This is a genomic window from Roseovarius pelagicus (assembly GCF_025639885.1).
GTDB classification, from domain to species: Bacteria; Pseudomonadota; Alphaproteobacteria; order Rhodobacterales; family Rhodobacteraceae; genus Roseovarius; species Roseovarius pelagicus.
Window position 1 is genome coordinate 1,390,336 of sequence record NZ_CP106738.1, and the last position, 13,383, is coordinate 1,403,718.

At 60.2% G+C, this 13,383-nt stretch carries 13 protein-coding genes and 1 pseudogene; 6 read left to right on the forward strand and 8 right to left on the reverse strand.

Annotated features, from left to right (window positions below):
• Position 1: 1 nt before the first annotated feature.
• The 5 genes from N7U68_RS07900 to N7U68_RS07920 form a co-directional block, all read right to left on the reverse strand.
• Positions 2-394 carry a PTS sugar transporter subunit IIA gene (locus N7U68_RS07900; protein WP_263048769.1) on the reverse strand — a complete coding sequence of 131 codons (393 nt, stop codon included), beginning with the start codon at positions 392-394 and terminating at the stop codon, positions 2-4.
• A gap of 12 nt (positions 395-406) precedes the next feature.
• The gene (rapZ, locus tag N7U68_RS07905; RefSeq protein ID WP_373322977.1) at positions 407-1,318 is read right to left on the reverse strand and encodes an RNase adapter RapZ; all 912 of its coding nucleotides are present in this window, start codon (positions 1,316-1,318) and stop codon (positions 407-409) included.
• A gap of 79 nt (positions 1,319-1,397) precedes the next feature.
• Positions 1,398-1,838, reverse strand: a complete 441-nt coding sequence (locus N7U68_RS07910; protein WP_263048770.1) for an HPr kinase/phosphorylase — start codon at positions 1,836-1,838, stop codon at positions 1,398-1,400.
• An 8-nt stretch (positions 1,839-1,846) separates the two neighbouring features.
• A complete protein-coding gene (locus N7U68_RS07915) occupies positions 1,847-3,544 on the reverse strand; it encodes a sensor histidine kinase (protein ID WP_165196646.1) in 1,698 nt (565 codons plus the stop codon).
• Between the two features lie 26 nt (positions 3,545-3,570).
• Positions 3,571-4,275 (reverse strand): response regulator transcription factor, encoded by a 705-nt coding sequence (locus N7U68_RS07920; RefSeq protein ID WP_165196644.1) that lies wholly within the window; start codon positions 4,273-4,275, stop codon positions 3,571-3,573.
• Positions 4,276-4,655: 380 nt separating this feature from the next.
• Here N7U68_RS07920 and N7U68_RS07925 point away from each other — a divergent pair, with 380 nt between their 5' ends.
• Positions 4,656-6,254 (forward strand): phosphoenolpyruvate carboxykinase, encoded by a 1,599-nt coding sequence (locus N7U68_RS07925; protein WP_165196642.1) that lies wholly within the window; start codon positions 4,656-4,658, stop codon positions 6,252-6,254.
• 263 nt (positions 6,255-6,517) lie between these two features.
• Here N7U68_RS07925 and N7U68_RS07930 read toward each other — a convergent pair whose 3' ends face one another.
• Together N7U68_RS07930 and N7U68_RS07935 are read right to left on the reverse strand one after the other, a co-directional pair.
• Entirely contained in the window at positions 6,518-6,853 is a 336-nt protein-coding gene (locus N7U68_RS07930; protein ID WP_263048771.1) for an AzlD domain-containing protein, read from the reverse strand.
• Positions 6,850-7,548 (reverse strand): AzlC family ABC transporter permease, encoded by a 699-nt coding sequence (locus N7U68_RS07935; RefSeq protein ID WP_165196638.1) that lies wholly within the window; start codon positions 7,546-7,548, stop codon positions 6,850-6,852. The genes N7U68_RS07930 and N7U68_RS07935 overlap by 4 nt, the downstream gene beginning before the upstream one ends.
• Positions 7,549-7,611: 63 nt before the next feature.
• On the opposite strand from N7U68_RS07935, the gene N7U68_RS07940 reads away from it, so the two are divergent.
• The 5 genes and pseudogenes from N7U68_RS07940 (at position 7,612) to N7U68_RS07960 (ending at position 12,250) form a co-directional block, all read left to right on the forward strand.
• Entirely contained in the window at positions 7,612-8,499 is an 888-nt protein-coding gene (locus tag N7U68_RS07940; RefSeq protein WP_263048772.1) for a formate dehydrogenase accessory sulfurtransferase FdhD, read from the forward strand.
• Entirely contained in the window at positions 8,496-9,041 is a 546-nt protein-coding gene (locus tag N7U68_RS07945) for a hypothetical protein (RefSeq protein WP_165196634.1), read from the forward strand. The genes N7U68_RS07940 and N7U68_RS07945 overlap by 4 nt, the downstream gene beginning before the upstream one ends.
• Positions 9,038-9,640, forward strand: a complete 603-nt coding sequence (gene mobA / locus N7U68_RS07950) for a molybdenum cofactor guanylyltransferase MobA (protein WP_165196632.1) — start codon at positions 9,038-9,040, stop codon at positions 9,638-9,640. The genes N7U68_RS07945 and mobA overlap by 4 nt, the downstream gene beginning before the upstream one ends.
• Positions 9,637-10,127 (forward strand): annotated as a pseudogene (gene mobB, locus N7U68_RS07955) (molybdopterin-guanine dinucleotide biosynthesis protein B). Before mobA ends, mobB begins: the two are co-directional and overlap by 4 nt.
• Positions 10,124-12,250, forward strand: coding sequence for a molybdopterin-binding protein (locus tag N7U68_RS07960; protein WP_263048773.1), 2,127 nt, complete (start codon positions 10,124-10,126; stop codon positions 12,248-12,250). Before mobB ends, N7U68_RS07960 begins: the two are co-directional and overlap by 4 nt.
• 103 nt (positions 12,251-12,353) lie before the next feature.
• On the opposite strand, the gene N7U68_RS07965 is transcribed toward N7U68_RS07960, so the two are convergent.
• Positions 12,354-13,376 carry a hypothetical protein gene (locus N7U68_RS07965; protein ID WP_165196626.1) on the reverse strand — a complete coding sequence of 341 codons (1,023 nt, stop codon included), beginning with the start codon at positions 13,374-13,376 and terminating at the stop codon, positions 12,354-12,356.
• Positions 13,377-13,383 lie beyond the last annotated feature (7 nt).

A 13,383-nucleotide genomic window follows, 5' to 3' on the forward strand; every position in this document is an offset into this window, starting at 1 on the left:
GTCATTTCACCGATATGTTTTGGCTGTCTATATATTTGCGCCCCGCATCCAGCGCATAGCGTACCGCATCAGGCAGGGGCTTACCCCGGCTTTTGGCCAGTTTTATCAGCATTGGCAAGTTGGCACCGTAGAGGATCCGGCGATCATCCGGCTGACAGGCCTTCAGCGACAGGTTCGAGGGTGAGCCGCCAAACATATCCGTCACCACGACCACGCCCGCTCCGGTATCCACCTCATCGGCAGCCGCGCATATCTCGGCTTGCTTGGCGCCACGATCATGGTCGCCTTCGATGGTGATCGCACGGATTCCGGGTTGTGCGCCGACGACGTGCTCTATTGCGGCCAAATACTCGCGCGCGAGGCCGCCGTGTGCCACGATGACGATCCCGATCACGCCTACTTCCCCTTATCGCGCGTCCGCGACATCCATCTGGCCCGTTGGCCCGGCGGCGCGACGCTCCAGTTCCCGATGTCTAGTTGACACCTGCCACCCCCGCTCTGCAAGGGTCGCGGTCAAAGATTCTGCCATCGCCACCGACCGGTGTTGCCCCCCGGTACATCCCAGAGCGATAGACAGGTACGATTTGCCCTCATCTTCGTAGGCGGGCAACAACAAAAACGCCAGTTCACTCAATTGCCGCTGGAATGACGCGTATAACGGGTCTTCGGCCACATAGGCCGCAACCTCAGGGGCGCGTCCGTCGAGTGACCGCAATGACGGCTCCCAGTACGGATTTCGAAGGAAACGGCAATCCAGAACGATGTCGGCACTGCGTGGCAGACCACGTTTGTATGAAAACGACTGCACGGATACTGCCAGACGGCGTCCGGTCTTGGGTCCGAACCAATGCGCCAGTTCCGCGCGCAGATCATGCGGGCTGAAGCTGGAGGTATCGATCAGCAGATCGGCCCTAGCGCGGATCGGGCCCAGCAGATCCAGTTCACGCTCGATCCCTGCGCGCGGGCTTTCGTCCGGGGCCATAGGGTGACGCCGTCGCGTTTCGGAAAAACGCCGCAGCAACACATCAGCATTGCAGTCGATATAGAGCAGTTGAACCGGTACGCCGCTAAGCTTGTCCAAGCTGTCGATCGCTTCGATCAGTGCATGAGTGGAAAATTCTCGGTTGCGGGTGTCGACACCCAGCACCAGCGATTGCGTAGGCGCAGGTTCACCGATCAGGCGCGGCAACAGCGATAGCGGCAGGTTATCAATCGCCTCGTAACCCATATCCTCTAACGTGCGGATTGCTGTGGTTCTGCCTGCCCCCGATGGCCCGGTGACCAGAACGATGGTCCGTGCGTTCTGCATGTCAGACATTTGTCAGGCTCCACCAACAGAATTCTTTGGGCAGGTTGACCACACTCTGATGGCATGGGCAATCGTTTGCCAGTGCGTGTCAGTCCGTTCGACCATACTTTAGATAGAGTGTCAGTGCCGCAGCAAAATGGGCCTCGGTGATTTTCTTTACCAAAGGCAGCGTGATCCCGAGAATGTGATCGGTATGAAACGGCGGCAGACGCTCGGATTCCGTGCCATCCATATCCGCAATCAGCGCCAGTGGGCTGGGGGCAGCGACGGGTGCAGCCAGAATTCCCACGCCGCGCGCCTCGATCCTCCCCAGAATCGTCGGTGGGGATGCCGCCATCACCATATTACCCGCGCGCCACAGACAGGTTCTGTCATCAGCAACCAATTCGGCCCCAAGCGCGATCATTTGCAGGGCCAGCCCGGATTTACCGCTGCCGGCCTGCCCTCGGATCAACACCGCCAGACCGTCAAGGGCGACACAACTGGCATGTATCGTTACTGCATCATGCGGGATCGTAACAACGGACACGTCCCTGCCTAGACGGGCAGACCGACGACGAACCGCGCACCCAAAGGATCAGAGGTGATGTCGGCATCGGTAGGACGAATATTCTCGGCCCAGATCACGCCGCCATGCGCCTCGACAATCTGTTTCGAGATCGCAAGGCCAAGGCCGGAATTATTGCCGAAATCGCTGGCATCGCGTTGCGAATAGAACCGCTGGAAGATTTTGCTAAGCGCCTGATCGGGGATGCCGGGGCCGGTATCCTCGACCACCACCAACACGCGATTTTCGCGGCGGCGCGCCCAGATGCGGATCGCGTCGCCATCCTCGCAAAAGCTGGTTGCGTTCGAGATCAGGTTGACAAAGACCTGCGCCAGCCGCGCCTCCAACCCGTTGATCACGATCGAGTCTTTTGGCAAATCGGTGATAAAGTCGATACCCTTGCCTTTGGCCTCTTCGCCCAGATACTGACCAAGATTGCGCAGCATTGTCAGCAGATCGAAGGGTTCTTCCTCTTCCTTGACCAGTTCGCTGTCCAGCCGCGACGCATTCGAAATATCGCTCACCAGCCGGTCGAGGCGCCGCACGTCATGCTCGATGACATCCAGCAGCTTCTCGCGCTGGTCGTCGCGCTTGGCCACCCGCATGGTGCCCACGGCAGAGCGGAGCGAGGCCAATGGGTTCTTGATCTCGTGCGCCACGTCTGCGGCGAATTGTTCGTTGCCATCAATCCGGTTGTAAAGCGCGCCCACCATACCACGCAGCGCACCACTGAGACGTCCGATTTCATCGGGGCGTGCGGTAAGGTCTGGTATGCGGATACGACCATTGCCATGTTTTCCGCGGTTACGCGCGCCGCCAACCTCGGCGGCAGCCGCCAGATCAGCCAACGGATGTGCAATAGTCGAGGCCAGAATCAGGCTGAGGCCGATGGATACCAGCGTCGCGATGATAAACATCTGCAACACGCGCTCGCGTTCGGCCATCACCAGCTTGTCAATCTCGCCTGACGCGCTGACCAACGCCACGACCGCGATGGCACGCCCGTTATGTTCAATCGGCGTGGCGACGGAAAATACTGCACCATCGGCGACTTCGCCCGATGTAATCTGCGTGCCCGCCTTTAGAACCTTTGGCACCTGCGCGCGCACCGTGTCCTCGACACTGCGCGACACGGCAGGAGATTGCGAAATGAATGGTTTCGAGACCCAACCCCAAAGCACACTCAGCGCGTCAGTGATTAGCGTGGGTTGATCCTTTGAGCCGTTTTCGTTGCGCGACATCTGGCCAACAACATGCCCAGCGAGCGTACCGTTTTCGTCGAACACGAACACTTCGGCACCCTTGAGGATATCAAGCCCGGCCAATGTCTGTTCCACATCAATACCGTCGCCAGTCATCAGATTGACCGGTGCCGCTGTCGGCAACTGTGCCTCGAACACATCTGCCACCAGCTCTGCCTCGCCTACCAGACCGTTGGCACGTTGCAGCACCAGCCCGTCGCGCGAGGAGTTGAGATACAGAATTCCTGCAACAAGAATGTTGAGGGCGATCAGATTAAACGTGATAATCTTGCGCGTCAGAGGTGACGATCGTAGCGAAGAAATGCCGCGCCGCGCACGCCGTGCGCGAACTTCTTCTTCGACAACACCCTCCGGGGCGACAAAGTCATCGCCCAGAACTACATCGCCATCCTGCCCCTCGGCAGGCCCGTGTGCCGTGTCACGCACGCTGATCCCCTCGACCAAAGCCACGGTTATTCTTCGTTATATCTGTAGCCTATCCCGTAAAGCGTCTCAATCGCAGAGAATTCACTGTCGACCGAGCGCAGCTTCTTGCGTAGGCGCTTGATGTGGCTGTCGATGGTGCGGTCATCCACATACACCTGATCGTCGTAGGCTACATCCATCAGCTGATCACGCGACTTAACAAAACCGGGCCGCTGCGCAAGCGCCTGAAGCAGCAGGAATTCGGTCACGGTCAATGAAACGTCCTGCCCCTTCCACGCGACAGCGTGGCGGAGCGGGTCCATCCGCAATTCACCCCGTTCGATCACCTTGCCATCTTCGGACTCGGTTTCGGGCACGTTGCCCTCAATCGCGTCCTGTCGACGCAGAAGCGCGCGAATACGTTCCACTAAGAGACGCTGCGAGAACGGTTTTTTCACATAGTCGTCCGCGCCCATCCGCAGGCCGAGAACTTCGTCGATCTCATCATCTTTGGAAGTGAGGAAGATAACCGGCATGGATGATTTTTGCCGCAGACGTTGCAACAGATCCATCCCATCCATGCGCGGCATCTTGATATCCAAGACCGCCATATCGGGGAGTTTCTTGTTAAAAGCGTCAAAGGCCTGCTGGCCATCGTTGTAGGTTTCGACCTCGAAGCCTTCGGCCTCGAGTGTCATGGACACAGATGTCAGAATATTCCTGTCATCGTCCACAAGGGCGATTTTAGACATTATTGCTGTCCTTGTACTGCTCGTGTTGCCTGCTTTTTTCACCTTTATGCGCCCCTTTCTTCTTTACAATCAATCCTAAACTGCGAATCGGCCCATTTTCCCGTCTCATTTGGGCAAAAAAACCATGATGAATGGCTAAAATGCCGCGCCTTAATAGTTCGCATTTGTTCCATTCCGGCGCGGCGCCGCCTATGCAGGTGGCTGATTGCGCTAACGTTCTCTTGGTTGCGCTAACTGCGTAAAAGTGACCTGTTCATTTGCGGAAACGTCATGCTAAGACGCCGCTAATCGGGCATCGGCGGGCTGCGCATACCGGCATACCACCCGCGCCCATTACAGCCGCCGAACTCGGCGATGATCCAAATTGGAGAATATACGCGATGACAATGGGACGGGTAAATCCGAGCTTCCAGCTTGAAGATCAAGGCATCAGCGGACTTGGCGAAGTGCACTACAACCTGATCGAACCGGCGTTGATCGAGGCCGCATTGAAGAACGGCGAAGGCACGCTGGGGCGCGGCGGCGCGTTTCTCGTCTCGACCGGTAAATTCACTGGACGGTCCCCCAAGGACAAGCATGTGGTCAAGACTGACAGCGTTGCCGACAACATCTGGTGGGACAACAACGCCGAAATGTCACCCGAAGGTTTCGACGCGCTCTATGACGACATGATCGCCCATATGCAGGGCGGCAACTACTATGTGCAGGATTTGATCGGTGGCGCGGACCCGGCACATTCGATCAAGGTACGCATGGTGACGGAACTGGCTTGGCATGGTCTCTTTATTCGCCATTTGCTGCGCCGTCCCGAGCGCGACACGCTGGAACACTTCATCGCTGATTTCACGGTCATCAACTGCCCCAGCTTTCAGGCGGACCCGAAAAAGCACGATTGCCGCTCTGAAACTGTGATCGCGATGAACTTTGATCGCAAGATCATCCTGATCGGCGGCACCGAGTATGCAGGCGAGAACAAGAAATCGGTCTTTAGCTTGCTGAACTACCTGCTGCCGGAAAAGAACATCATGCCAATGCACTGTTCTGCCAACCACGCCAAGGGCAACCCCATCGACACCGCCGTGTTCTTTGGCCTCAGCGGTACCGGCAAAACCACCCTGTCGGCAGACCCGGACCGCACGCTGATCGGTGATGACGAACATGGCTGGTCTGATCGTGGCACCTTCAACTTTGAAGGCGGCTGCTATGCCAAGACGATCAACCTCAACGCCGAGGCCGAGCCGGAAATCTATGCCACGACCAGCAAATTCGGCACCGTAATCGAAAACATGGTCTACGACGAAGAGACCCGGAAACTGGATTTCGACGACGACAGCCTGACCGCGAACATGCGCTGCGCCTATCCGTTGGAATACATCTCGAACGCGTCGGCGACCGCAATCGGCGGCCACCCCAAGAACATCATCATGCTGACCTGCGATGCGTTCGGCGTGCTGCCCCCCATCGCACGGCTGACACCGGCGCAGGCGATGTATCATTTCCTGTCCGGCTTCACCTCCAAGGTGGCGGGCACCGAGCGCGGCATCACCGAACCAGAGCCAACCTTTTCCACCTGCTTTGGCGCACCGTTCATGCCGCGCCGCCCCGAGGTTTACGGCAACCTGCTTAAAGCCAAGATCGCCAAGCACGGAGCGACCTGCTGGTTGGTAAACACCGGCTGGACAGGCGGCGCCTACGGCACCGGTGCGCGGATGCCGATCAAGGCCACACGCGCGCTGCTGACGGCGGCTCTCGACGGGTCGCTCAGCAATGTGGAATTCCGCAAAGATCCGAACTTTGGCTTTGACGTGCCAAAGGACGCTCCGGGCGTACCAACCGTACTACTGGATCCGCGGCGCACATGGGACAACCCAGAGGCCTATGACCGTCAGGCGGCCAAATTGGTCGAAATGTTCTCGTCGAACTTCGAGCAATACGTGCCGTTTATTGACGACGACGTGAAAGCGGCCGCCATCGGCTAAACGTCGCACGACGTTAAGACAAAGAGCCCGCCGAAGAAGAAATCGGCGGGTTTTCGGATGAGCAGAACGCCTGAATGTCTCTGCCGATCTACATGTTTGCCGGATCTGCACTTGGGGGCATGCGTGGCATGTTGTCGCCACCTATTCCGAAAGCATTGATCTGTCATCGACGCTTGGGGCCGCCTTGGATCAAGCCTCCGCAGTGTTTTCGATGTGTTAGCGGTTGCACTCGGACGTGACCGCCGCTCCGGGACCAGACAAAATCAGAGATTCAACCCAGCCAGCCACAGCCCCAGATAGAGCGTCCCGCCCCCGGCGAGCACGGACCCGATCACACTGCGCGTTTTCCACGCGACGATAATCGCTGCCAACGCAGCAGCAAGCCGCGGCAGATCGATCTGCCCGCCCGTCGCAGGAGGCCACAGCACCATCGGCGCAATCAGCGCAGGCAGAACCGCCACGGCCGTGTAGCGCAGATGCCGCAGCAACCATGCGGGCAAAGGGCGGTCACCGACCAGTCCGATGAATACGAAGCGCAACAGATAGCTGCCCCCGCCCAGCGCCAGAATCACAAGCCAAAGGGTCGTCTTGTCTATCATGCCCTGTCTCCGCGCCGCTCAACCTCGGCCCCGACCATCATGCCAATCATTCCGGCCACGATGATGCCCAGCGAATATGGCAACCATGTCAGCATCAGTGACGCCACGATGCCCGCCAGCGCCGCAGCCCGGTGCGCGCCCGTGCGCATCATCGGCACGACCAGCGCGATAAAGGTGATCGGGATTGCGAAGTCGAGCGCGGCTTCCTCTGGAATCGCCTCGCCGACCAGCGCGCCAACGCAGGTGAATACCATCCAGTTCGGCATGATCGGTGTGGCGACCCCCCAAAAGAATGCCAGCCGCTGGCGCAGGGTCCAGTCCGGATTTTCTTCATAGGCTGCAATCGAACAGGCGCTGGTCTGATCAACGATGCAATAGGCCACGGATGCCCGCATCCACGGTGATGCCTGTCCCAGATGCGGTGTCAACGCGGCGGAATACATCGCCAGCCGCAAGTTCACCGTCAATGCGGCCAAGATCACGATCAGCGTCGGAACCTGCTCGTTCAGCAGTTGCAGCGCCGTGAACTGCGACGCGCCCGCGATGGTCAGCACGGACATAACCAGTGCTTCGAACAGATTCAGCCCCGACTCGGCGGCCACCACACCAAAGAGTGTGCCGAACGGCGCGAGAATCAGGATAAACGGCAGACCCGCGCGCACACCTTGCCAGTAGGGGGATTTGGTGCTTTGCATGGTTCCGACATTCCATTCCCTCAGTTCAGCTTTCCGACTACCGGGAAACGACAGGAGACACAATTGCCCCGTAGCACCCTGCCCGCCTCTGGTTACTTGATCGCTCCCAACCCTGCCGCGCCGGGGCTGACGCGGGCAGTGACAGGCACCGATCACAACGGCCAAGCCCAGACGATCAACGTGGTAGAAGAACGCCCGCTGACCATTTTCCTGAACGCGCAGGAAATCGTGACGGCGATGACCATCGGGGATTACCCCGAATATCTGGCGCTGGGATTCCTGCGCAATCAGGGCATGTTGCAGGACGGTGAAACCGTGCTGCGGGTCGACTATGACGACGATCTGGAAACCGTGGTGGTGCGCACAGACGGGCAGACCACCTACGAGGACAAGCTGCGCAAGAAGACCCGCACCAGCGGCTGCGCTGTCGGAACCGTCTTTGGCGATATGATGGAAGGGCTCGAGGGCGTGCAACTGCCGGGCAGTCAGGTGAAAACATCTGACCTCTATGCGTTGGCGCATCTGATCACCCTCACCCCGTCGCTCTACCTGGAGGCCGGTGCGATCCACGGCACTGTCCTGTGTGAGGGAGCACAGCCATTGGTCTATATGGAAGATGTCGGGCGTCATAACGCCGTGGACAAGATCGCCGGCTGGATGCTGTCGGAAAACATCAGCGCCGAGGGCAAGCTGCTCTATACCACCGGGCGGCTGACCTCGGAAATGGTGATTAAAACCGCATTGATGGGCATTCCGGTGCTGGCCTCACGCTCGGGCTTTACCGCTTGGGGGGTCGAGATCGCGCAGCAGGTCGGTCTGACATTGATCGGACGGATGCGCGGGCAGCGTTTCATCTGCCTCAGCGGCGAAGAACGGCTGGTACGGGACGCGGATCCGGCCGCCGTGCCCGCCGAATCGCCCAAGCATCGGCGCAAGGGGGCACCGGAATGAGCGCGCGACAGGTAACAGTGCGCTACACCTTGACCGAAGACTGGGAGAAGGAAATGCGCAACTACCGTAAGAACATGGGGTGGGATGCGTGGCTAATCAGATGCCTCGCCAGCATCGCGACCGCGACCTTTGCGCTTTTGGTCGGGTGGTTTGGTGCGGTGTCCGTGTCCAGATATTTCGGCTTGGGATTTGGTGCCGAAACCAGCCTCGGGATTGTGGGCGCGATCCTTGGGTTTTCAGCACTCTATCTGATCAACCAAAGAGTGAACCGGCGCATGGGCCTTGGCGAGCGTGATATATTCGGTGTCGGCTCTGAAGTGATCTACGATTTCGATGCGGCCGGGTTCCGAATGGTGACGTATGCGCAGGACTGGCGAACGCCATGGACGGTGGTACACGACATATCCATGACCGATCGCGCTGTCATTTTTCGCACGCCGTTTTTCGTGTCGGTTGTCCCGATTTCAGAGGTGCCGGAACCGCGCGATGAAACGCTGGCACGCCTCAGGGCGTGGCGTGATGACGCGAGGCGTGCGCGATGAAACAGCCGCTCGGCATCATCCTTGCCGGTGGGCGGGCGACGCGTATGGGTGGCGGCGACAAAGGGTTGCTGCCGCTGGGCGCTGGCACGCTGATCAGCCATGTCATCGACCGGATTGCGCCGCAGGTTGCCTCCGTCGCGCTCAACGCTAACGGCGATCCGGCGCGATTTTCCGCGTTCGGCCTACCCGTTCTGCCCGATCCGGTGGAAGGATTCGTCGGCCCATTGGCCGGTGTGCTGGCCGGGCTTGACTGGGCCGCCGCGCAAGGTGCGGAAACCGTGGTAAGCGTCGCCGCGGACACGCCGTTTTTCCCTTGCGATCTGGTGCCACGCCTGATGCTGGCCGCCGATGGCATGGACGCGCCACTGGCGCTGTCGGCCACGCCGGATGGCCGACAGCCGACATTCGGCATCTGGCCCGTCGCGCTACGCAACGATCTGCGCACTGCATTACAGGATGGGTTGCGCAAGGTGGTGATGTGGACGGAGCAGCACGGCGCACAGACCGCACTATTTGAAGAATGCGGCGATCCCTTTTTCAACGTCAACACGCCCGCGGATCTGAATCGCGCCCGCACCATGCTTGAGGGCGCGACATGAAGCTATTTGGCGTCACCGGGTGGAAAAACGCCGGCAAGACCGGACTGATGGAACGGCTGGTGGCAGAGATCACATCACGCGGCCTGAGTGTATCGACGGTCAAGCACGCGCATCACAGTTTTGACGTCGATCAGCCCGGCAAGGACAGCCATCGCCACCGGATCGCCGGCGCGACCGAAGTATTGCTGGCATCGCACAGCCGGATCGCGTTGATGCAGGAATTACGCGGCGCGGACGAGCCCCCCTCTCCGCACTGTTGGCACGGCTCTCTCCGGTCGATTTGGTGCTGGTAGAAGGTTACAAACGTGACGCCCACCCCAAGATCGAAGCATTTCGTGCGGTCACTGGCAATGCGCTGATTGCGCGCGACGACCCGACGATCCTTGCCGTGGCCAGCGATACGCCGCTCGATCTTGATCGTCCGGTGTTCAATCTGGATGACACCATCGCCATCGCTGACTTTATCCTTTCCGAGGTTGGATTGTGACCGGGTTCGACAGTTTTCTGGTGGTGGACTGGTCCGCCGCCAAACGCGCGCCCGTGAACCCATCCAAAGATGCGATATGGCTGGGATTCGTGCAGGACGGCGTAGCGCAAGAACCTATCTATTGCCGCAACCGGATCGATGCTGAAACGCGCCTCACAGAAATCATCCGCACCGAACAAGACGCCGGGCGACGTATGCTGATCGGGTTTGATTTTCCGTTTGGCTATCCAAAAGGATTTGCCCGGATCGTGACCGGAAAGGATGATCCTCTGGCGCTGTGGGACTGGCTCGCGGCGCAGATTACCGACACGCCCGAAGGGGTAAACAACCGGTTCGAGGTCGCCGAAACGATCAATGCGCTGTTTGCCGGACCGGGACCATTCTGGGGCAAGAGTCATCAGGACAGGTGGCCGGGTGTCCCATATCGTAAAATCGGCATCCCATTTGACCGGGTCGCCGAGAAACGCAGCTGCGACAGGGGGGCCAATACACCATCAAGCTGCTTTCAGCTCTTTTTCAATCCAACTGTGGGCAGCCAAGCCCTGATGGGCCTGCCGATGTTGTCACGCCTGCGCCGAATGAACGGCGTGGCGGTCTGGCCATTCGGGGCGTGGCACGATGCGCCTGTTGTGCTGGCGGAAATCTGGCCCGGTCTGATCGAGGCTGCCGTCAAAGCCCAGATCGCCCGCGATGGGACCGAGATACGTGACCGGGTGCAGGTTCGCCTGTTGGCAGGCGCGCTATCACGGCTGGCACCCGAGGCGCTGACCACAATGATGAAAGACATCCCCGCCGAGGCCCGCGAAGAGGCGTGGGTGTTGGGCACGGGTCACGCATCCGCGCTCTGCGCTCTGGCCCAAGGATCCCCGCTCGCGCCGCCGCCCCTGCGCGACGATTGCTTCGCCCTGCCTGCCGGTGTGGACTGGACCCCGGTGAATGATGCGCTCGAGGCGTTACGCGCACGACTGCATCCGGTGGTGGGACAAGGTCAAGTGGCGCTGAAGGCCGCCCTTGGTCGGGTGCTGGCCACGCCTGTCACTGCACGTCGGTCGAACCCACCTGCCCCGAATTCGGCTGTGGACGGTTATGGTTTTGCATTCGATAGCCTCGGCACCGGCGATCAAGTTTTGCCGCTCTGCGACGGCAGAGCCGCCGCAGGGGTGCCGTACGGTGGGAACGTGCCCCCCGGAACAGCAATCCGCATCCTGACGGGCGCAATCCTGCCTGATGGCGTCGACACCGTCATACTGCAAGAGGACGTACAGTGCGATGGTCGCCAGATCGCCTTTCGGGGCGGGGTCAAGCCCGGATCCAACGCTCGGAAGGCGGGCGAGGACGTATGCGGGGGCATGGAGATATTGCCCGCTGGCCGCGTACTAACCCCCGCCGATCTGGCCCTGCTGGCTGCAACGGGCACCGACCGCGTACCGGTCTATGATCGGTTGCAGGTCGCGATCCTGTCCACCGGCGATGAGTTACGCGAACCCGGAGAACCCGCAACGCCCGGCCAGATCTATGACGCGAACCGCCCGATGCTGCACGCGCTGATGACGCAGATGGGGTTCGCGTGCAATGATATGGGGCGCGCACCGGATGATCGCGACGCGCTGCGCGCAGCACTGGATCGCGCCGCCGATACCAGCGATGCAATCCTGACCTCCGGCGGCGCATCGGCGGGTGATGAGGACCATGTTTCGGCGTTACTGAAGGAAAGCGGCGCTCTTAGCCACTGGCGCATCGCGCTGAAGCCCGGCCGACCGCTGGCTTTGGGCATATGGCGGGGCACGCCAGTTTTTGGCCTGCCCGGCAATCCGGTTGCCGCGTTGGTCTGTACCTTGATTTTTGCGCGACCCGCGCTGGGACTGATGGCCGGGACAGGCTGGACGTTGCCGCAAGGCTTTGATGTGCCTGCCGGGTTTACCAAGCGCAAGAAACCCGGGCGGCGCGAATATCTGCGCGCACGCATACGCGACGGGCGCGCCGAGGTTTTTGCTTCAGAGGGATCGGGGCGGATCAGTGGGCTAAGCTGGGCGGAAGGGCTGGTTGAGCTGCCGGACGGCGCGGCAGAGATCGCGCCGGGGGATATGGTGCGCTACATCCCCTACGGCAGTTTCGGGCTGTAGCCATCTGCCATTGCAGTATTTGGGGCCTTTTGCATCAAATCTGTGGATCAGATTAAATACAAAACGCTTTAGAGAGCGATGAAAGTGGGGTGGTTTTTGCCCCTTAGTCGAAAGTACCTGCGATCCGTCCCAGCAACATAAAGGCGCGGGCAGTGCGCGTGTCTGACAGTTCCGATATTTCGGCATCGCTGGCGGTTTCGGCAAAACTGGCGAACATCCGGTCAAAGCGGCGCAGGAAGTGGTGCGCCGCATCGCGGAAGATCGGATCTTTCTTCATCCGCGCGGCGCTGAGCGCCAAAGACGATCGATCACGGATACCACCCAGTGCCGCAATTTCGCGGCCGCGCGCACCCGCACCGAAACGGCGCCATATTTCAGGGCGCGCCATGTCGGGGCGCAGGTCGTCCATATAGATGCCATCCTGACTGAGCAGCGTCAGAATATCCTGTGCCGCCTGTATCAGCAGGGCCGTTGGCCGGTCTTTCAGCGCCTTGCGCAGGGCGTCAAAGCCAACTTTGTCTTCGACGGTTTCGGGAAAATTAAGCGCACGAATGAAATCGTCGGTCGAGAGCGGCGGACGTATTTCTTCGGCTGATGTGCCCAAAGGCAGCGCGACCTGATCGCCGTCGGCGGCCGGTGGTGTGACGGCCCGTGCAGCAGCGCGCGGTGTCGCAGGCTGCCGCGACGTCGAGAACGTCGCGAGCGCGGTTTCCGTCTTGCGCTGTGCCGCTGCGATCTCGTCCAGTTTACGGGACACCGAGGCCCCCTCTGGGGTGCGTGTCCCGGACTGATTCTGGACCACATAGGCCTGACGGATCGCATCGATGGCGGCCTGCAAGCGTCGACTCTCTTCTCGCATGACCTTGGTCGAGCGCGCCGCCGTTGCGGCCACCCAGATCATCGCCACGGGCAGGAAAACCGCCAGCATCGTCAGCAGGAAATCGAACGCCCCCCCAGGGCCGCCCAACGCACCACGCGGGACCAGCACCAGAAAGAAAACCGCAGACCCGACCAACCACAGACCCGACAGCACAATCGCCGCCACCTCGATACCAGTGATCGGCGTTTGCGGTGTCTTGTCGTATATCCCCAGCGACGTGGGGCGGGTCGACTTGGGGTCAGGCATGATTAGC

Coding starts and splice junctions, on each gene's coding strand:
- rapZ (WP_373322977.1), bottom strand. CDS start 1,318: ATGTCTGACATGCAGAACGCACGGACCATCGTTCTGGTCACCGGGCCA.
- N7U68_RS07920 (WP_165196644.1), bottom strand. CDS start 4,275: ATGTCTAAAATCGCCCTTGTGGACGATGACAGGAATATTCTGACATCT.
- N7U68_RS07925 (WP_165196642.1), top strand. CDS start 4,656: ATGACAATGGGACGGGTAAATCCGAGCTTCCAGCTTGAAGATCAAGGC.
- N7U68_RS07930 (WP_263048771.1), bottom strand. CDS start 6,853: ATGATAGACAAGACGACCCTTTGGCTTGTGATTCTGGCGCTGGGCGGG.
- N7U68_RS07935 (WP_165196638.1), bottom strand. CDS start 7,548: ATGCAAAGCACCAAATCCCCCTACTGGCAAGGTGTGCGCGCGGGTCTG.
- N7U68_RS07945 (WP_165196634.1), top strand. CDS start 8,496: ATGAGCGCGCGACAGGTAACAGTGCGCTACACCTTGACCGAAGACTGG.
- mobA (WP_165196632.1), top strand. CDS start 9,038: ATGAAACAGCCGCTCGGCATCATCCTTGCCGGTGGGCGGGCGACGCGT.
- N7U68_RS07965 (WP_165196626.1), bottom strand. CDS start 13,376: ATGCCTGACCCCAAGTCGACCCGCCCCACGTCGCTGGGGATATACGAC.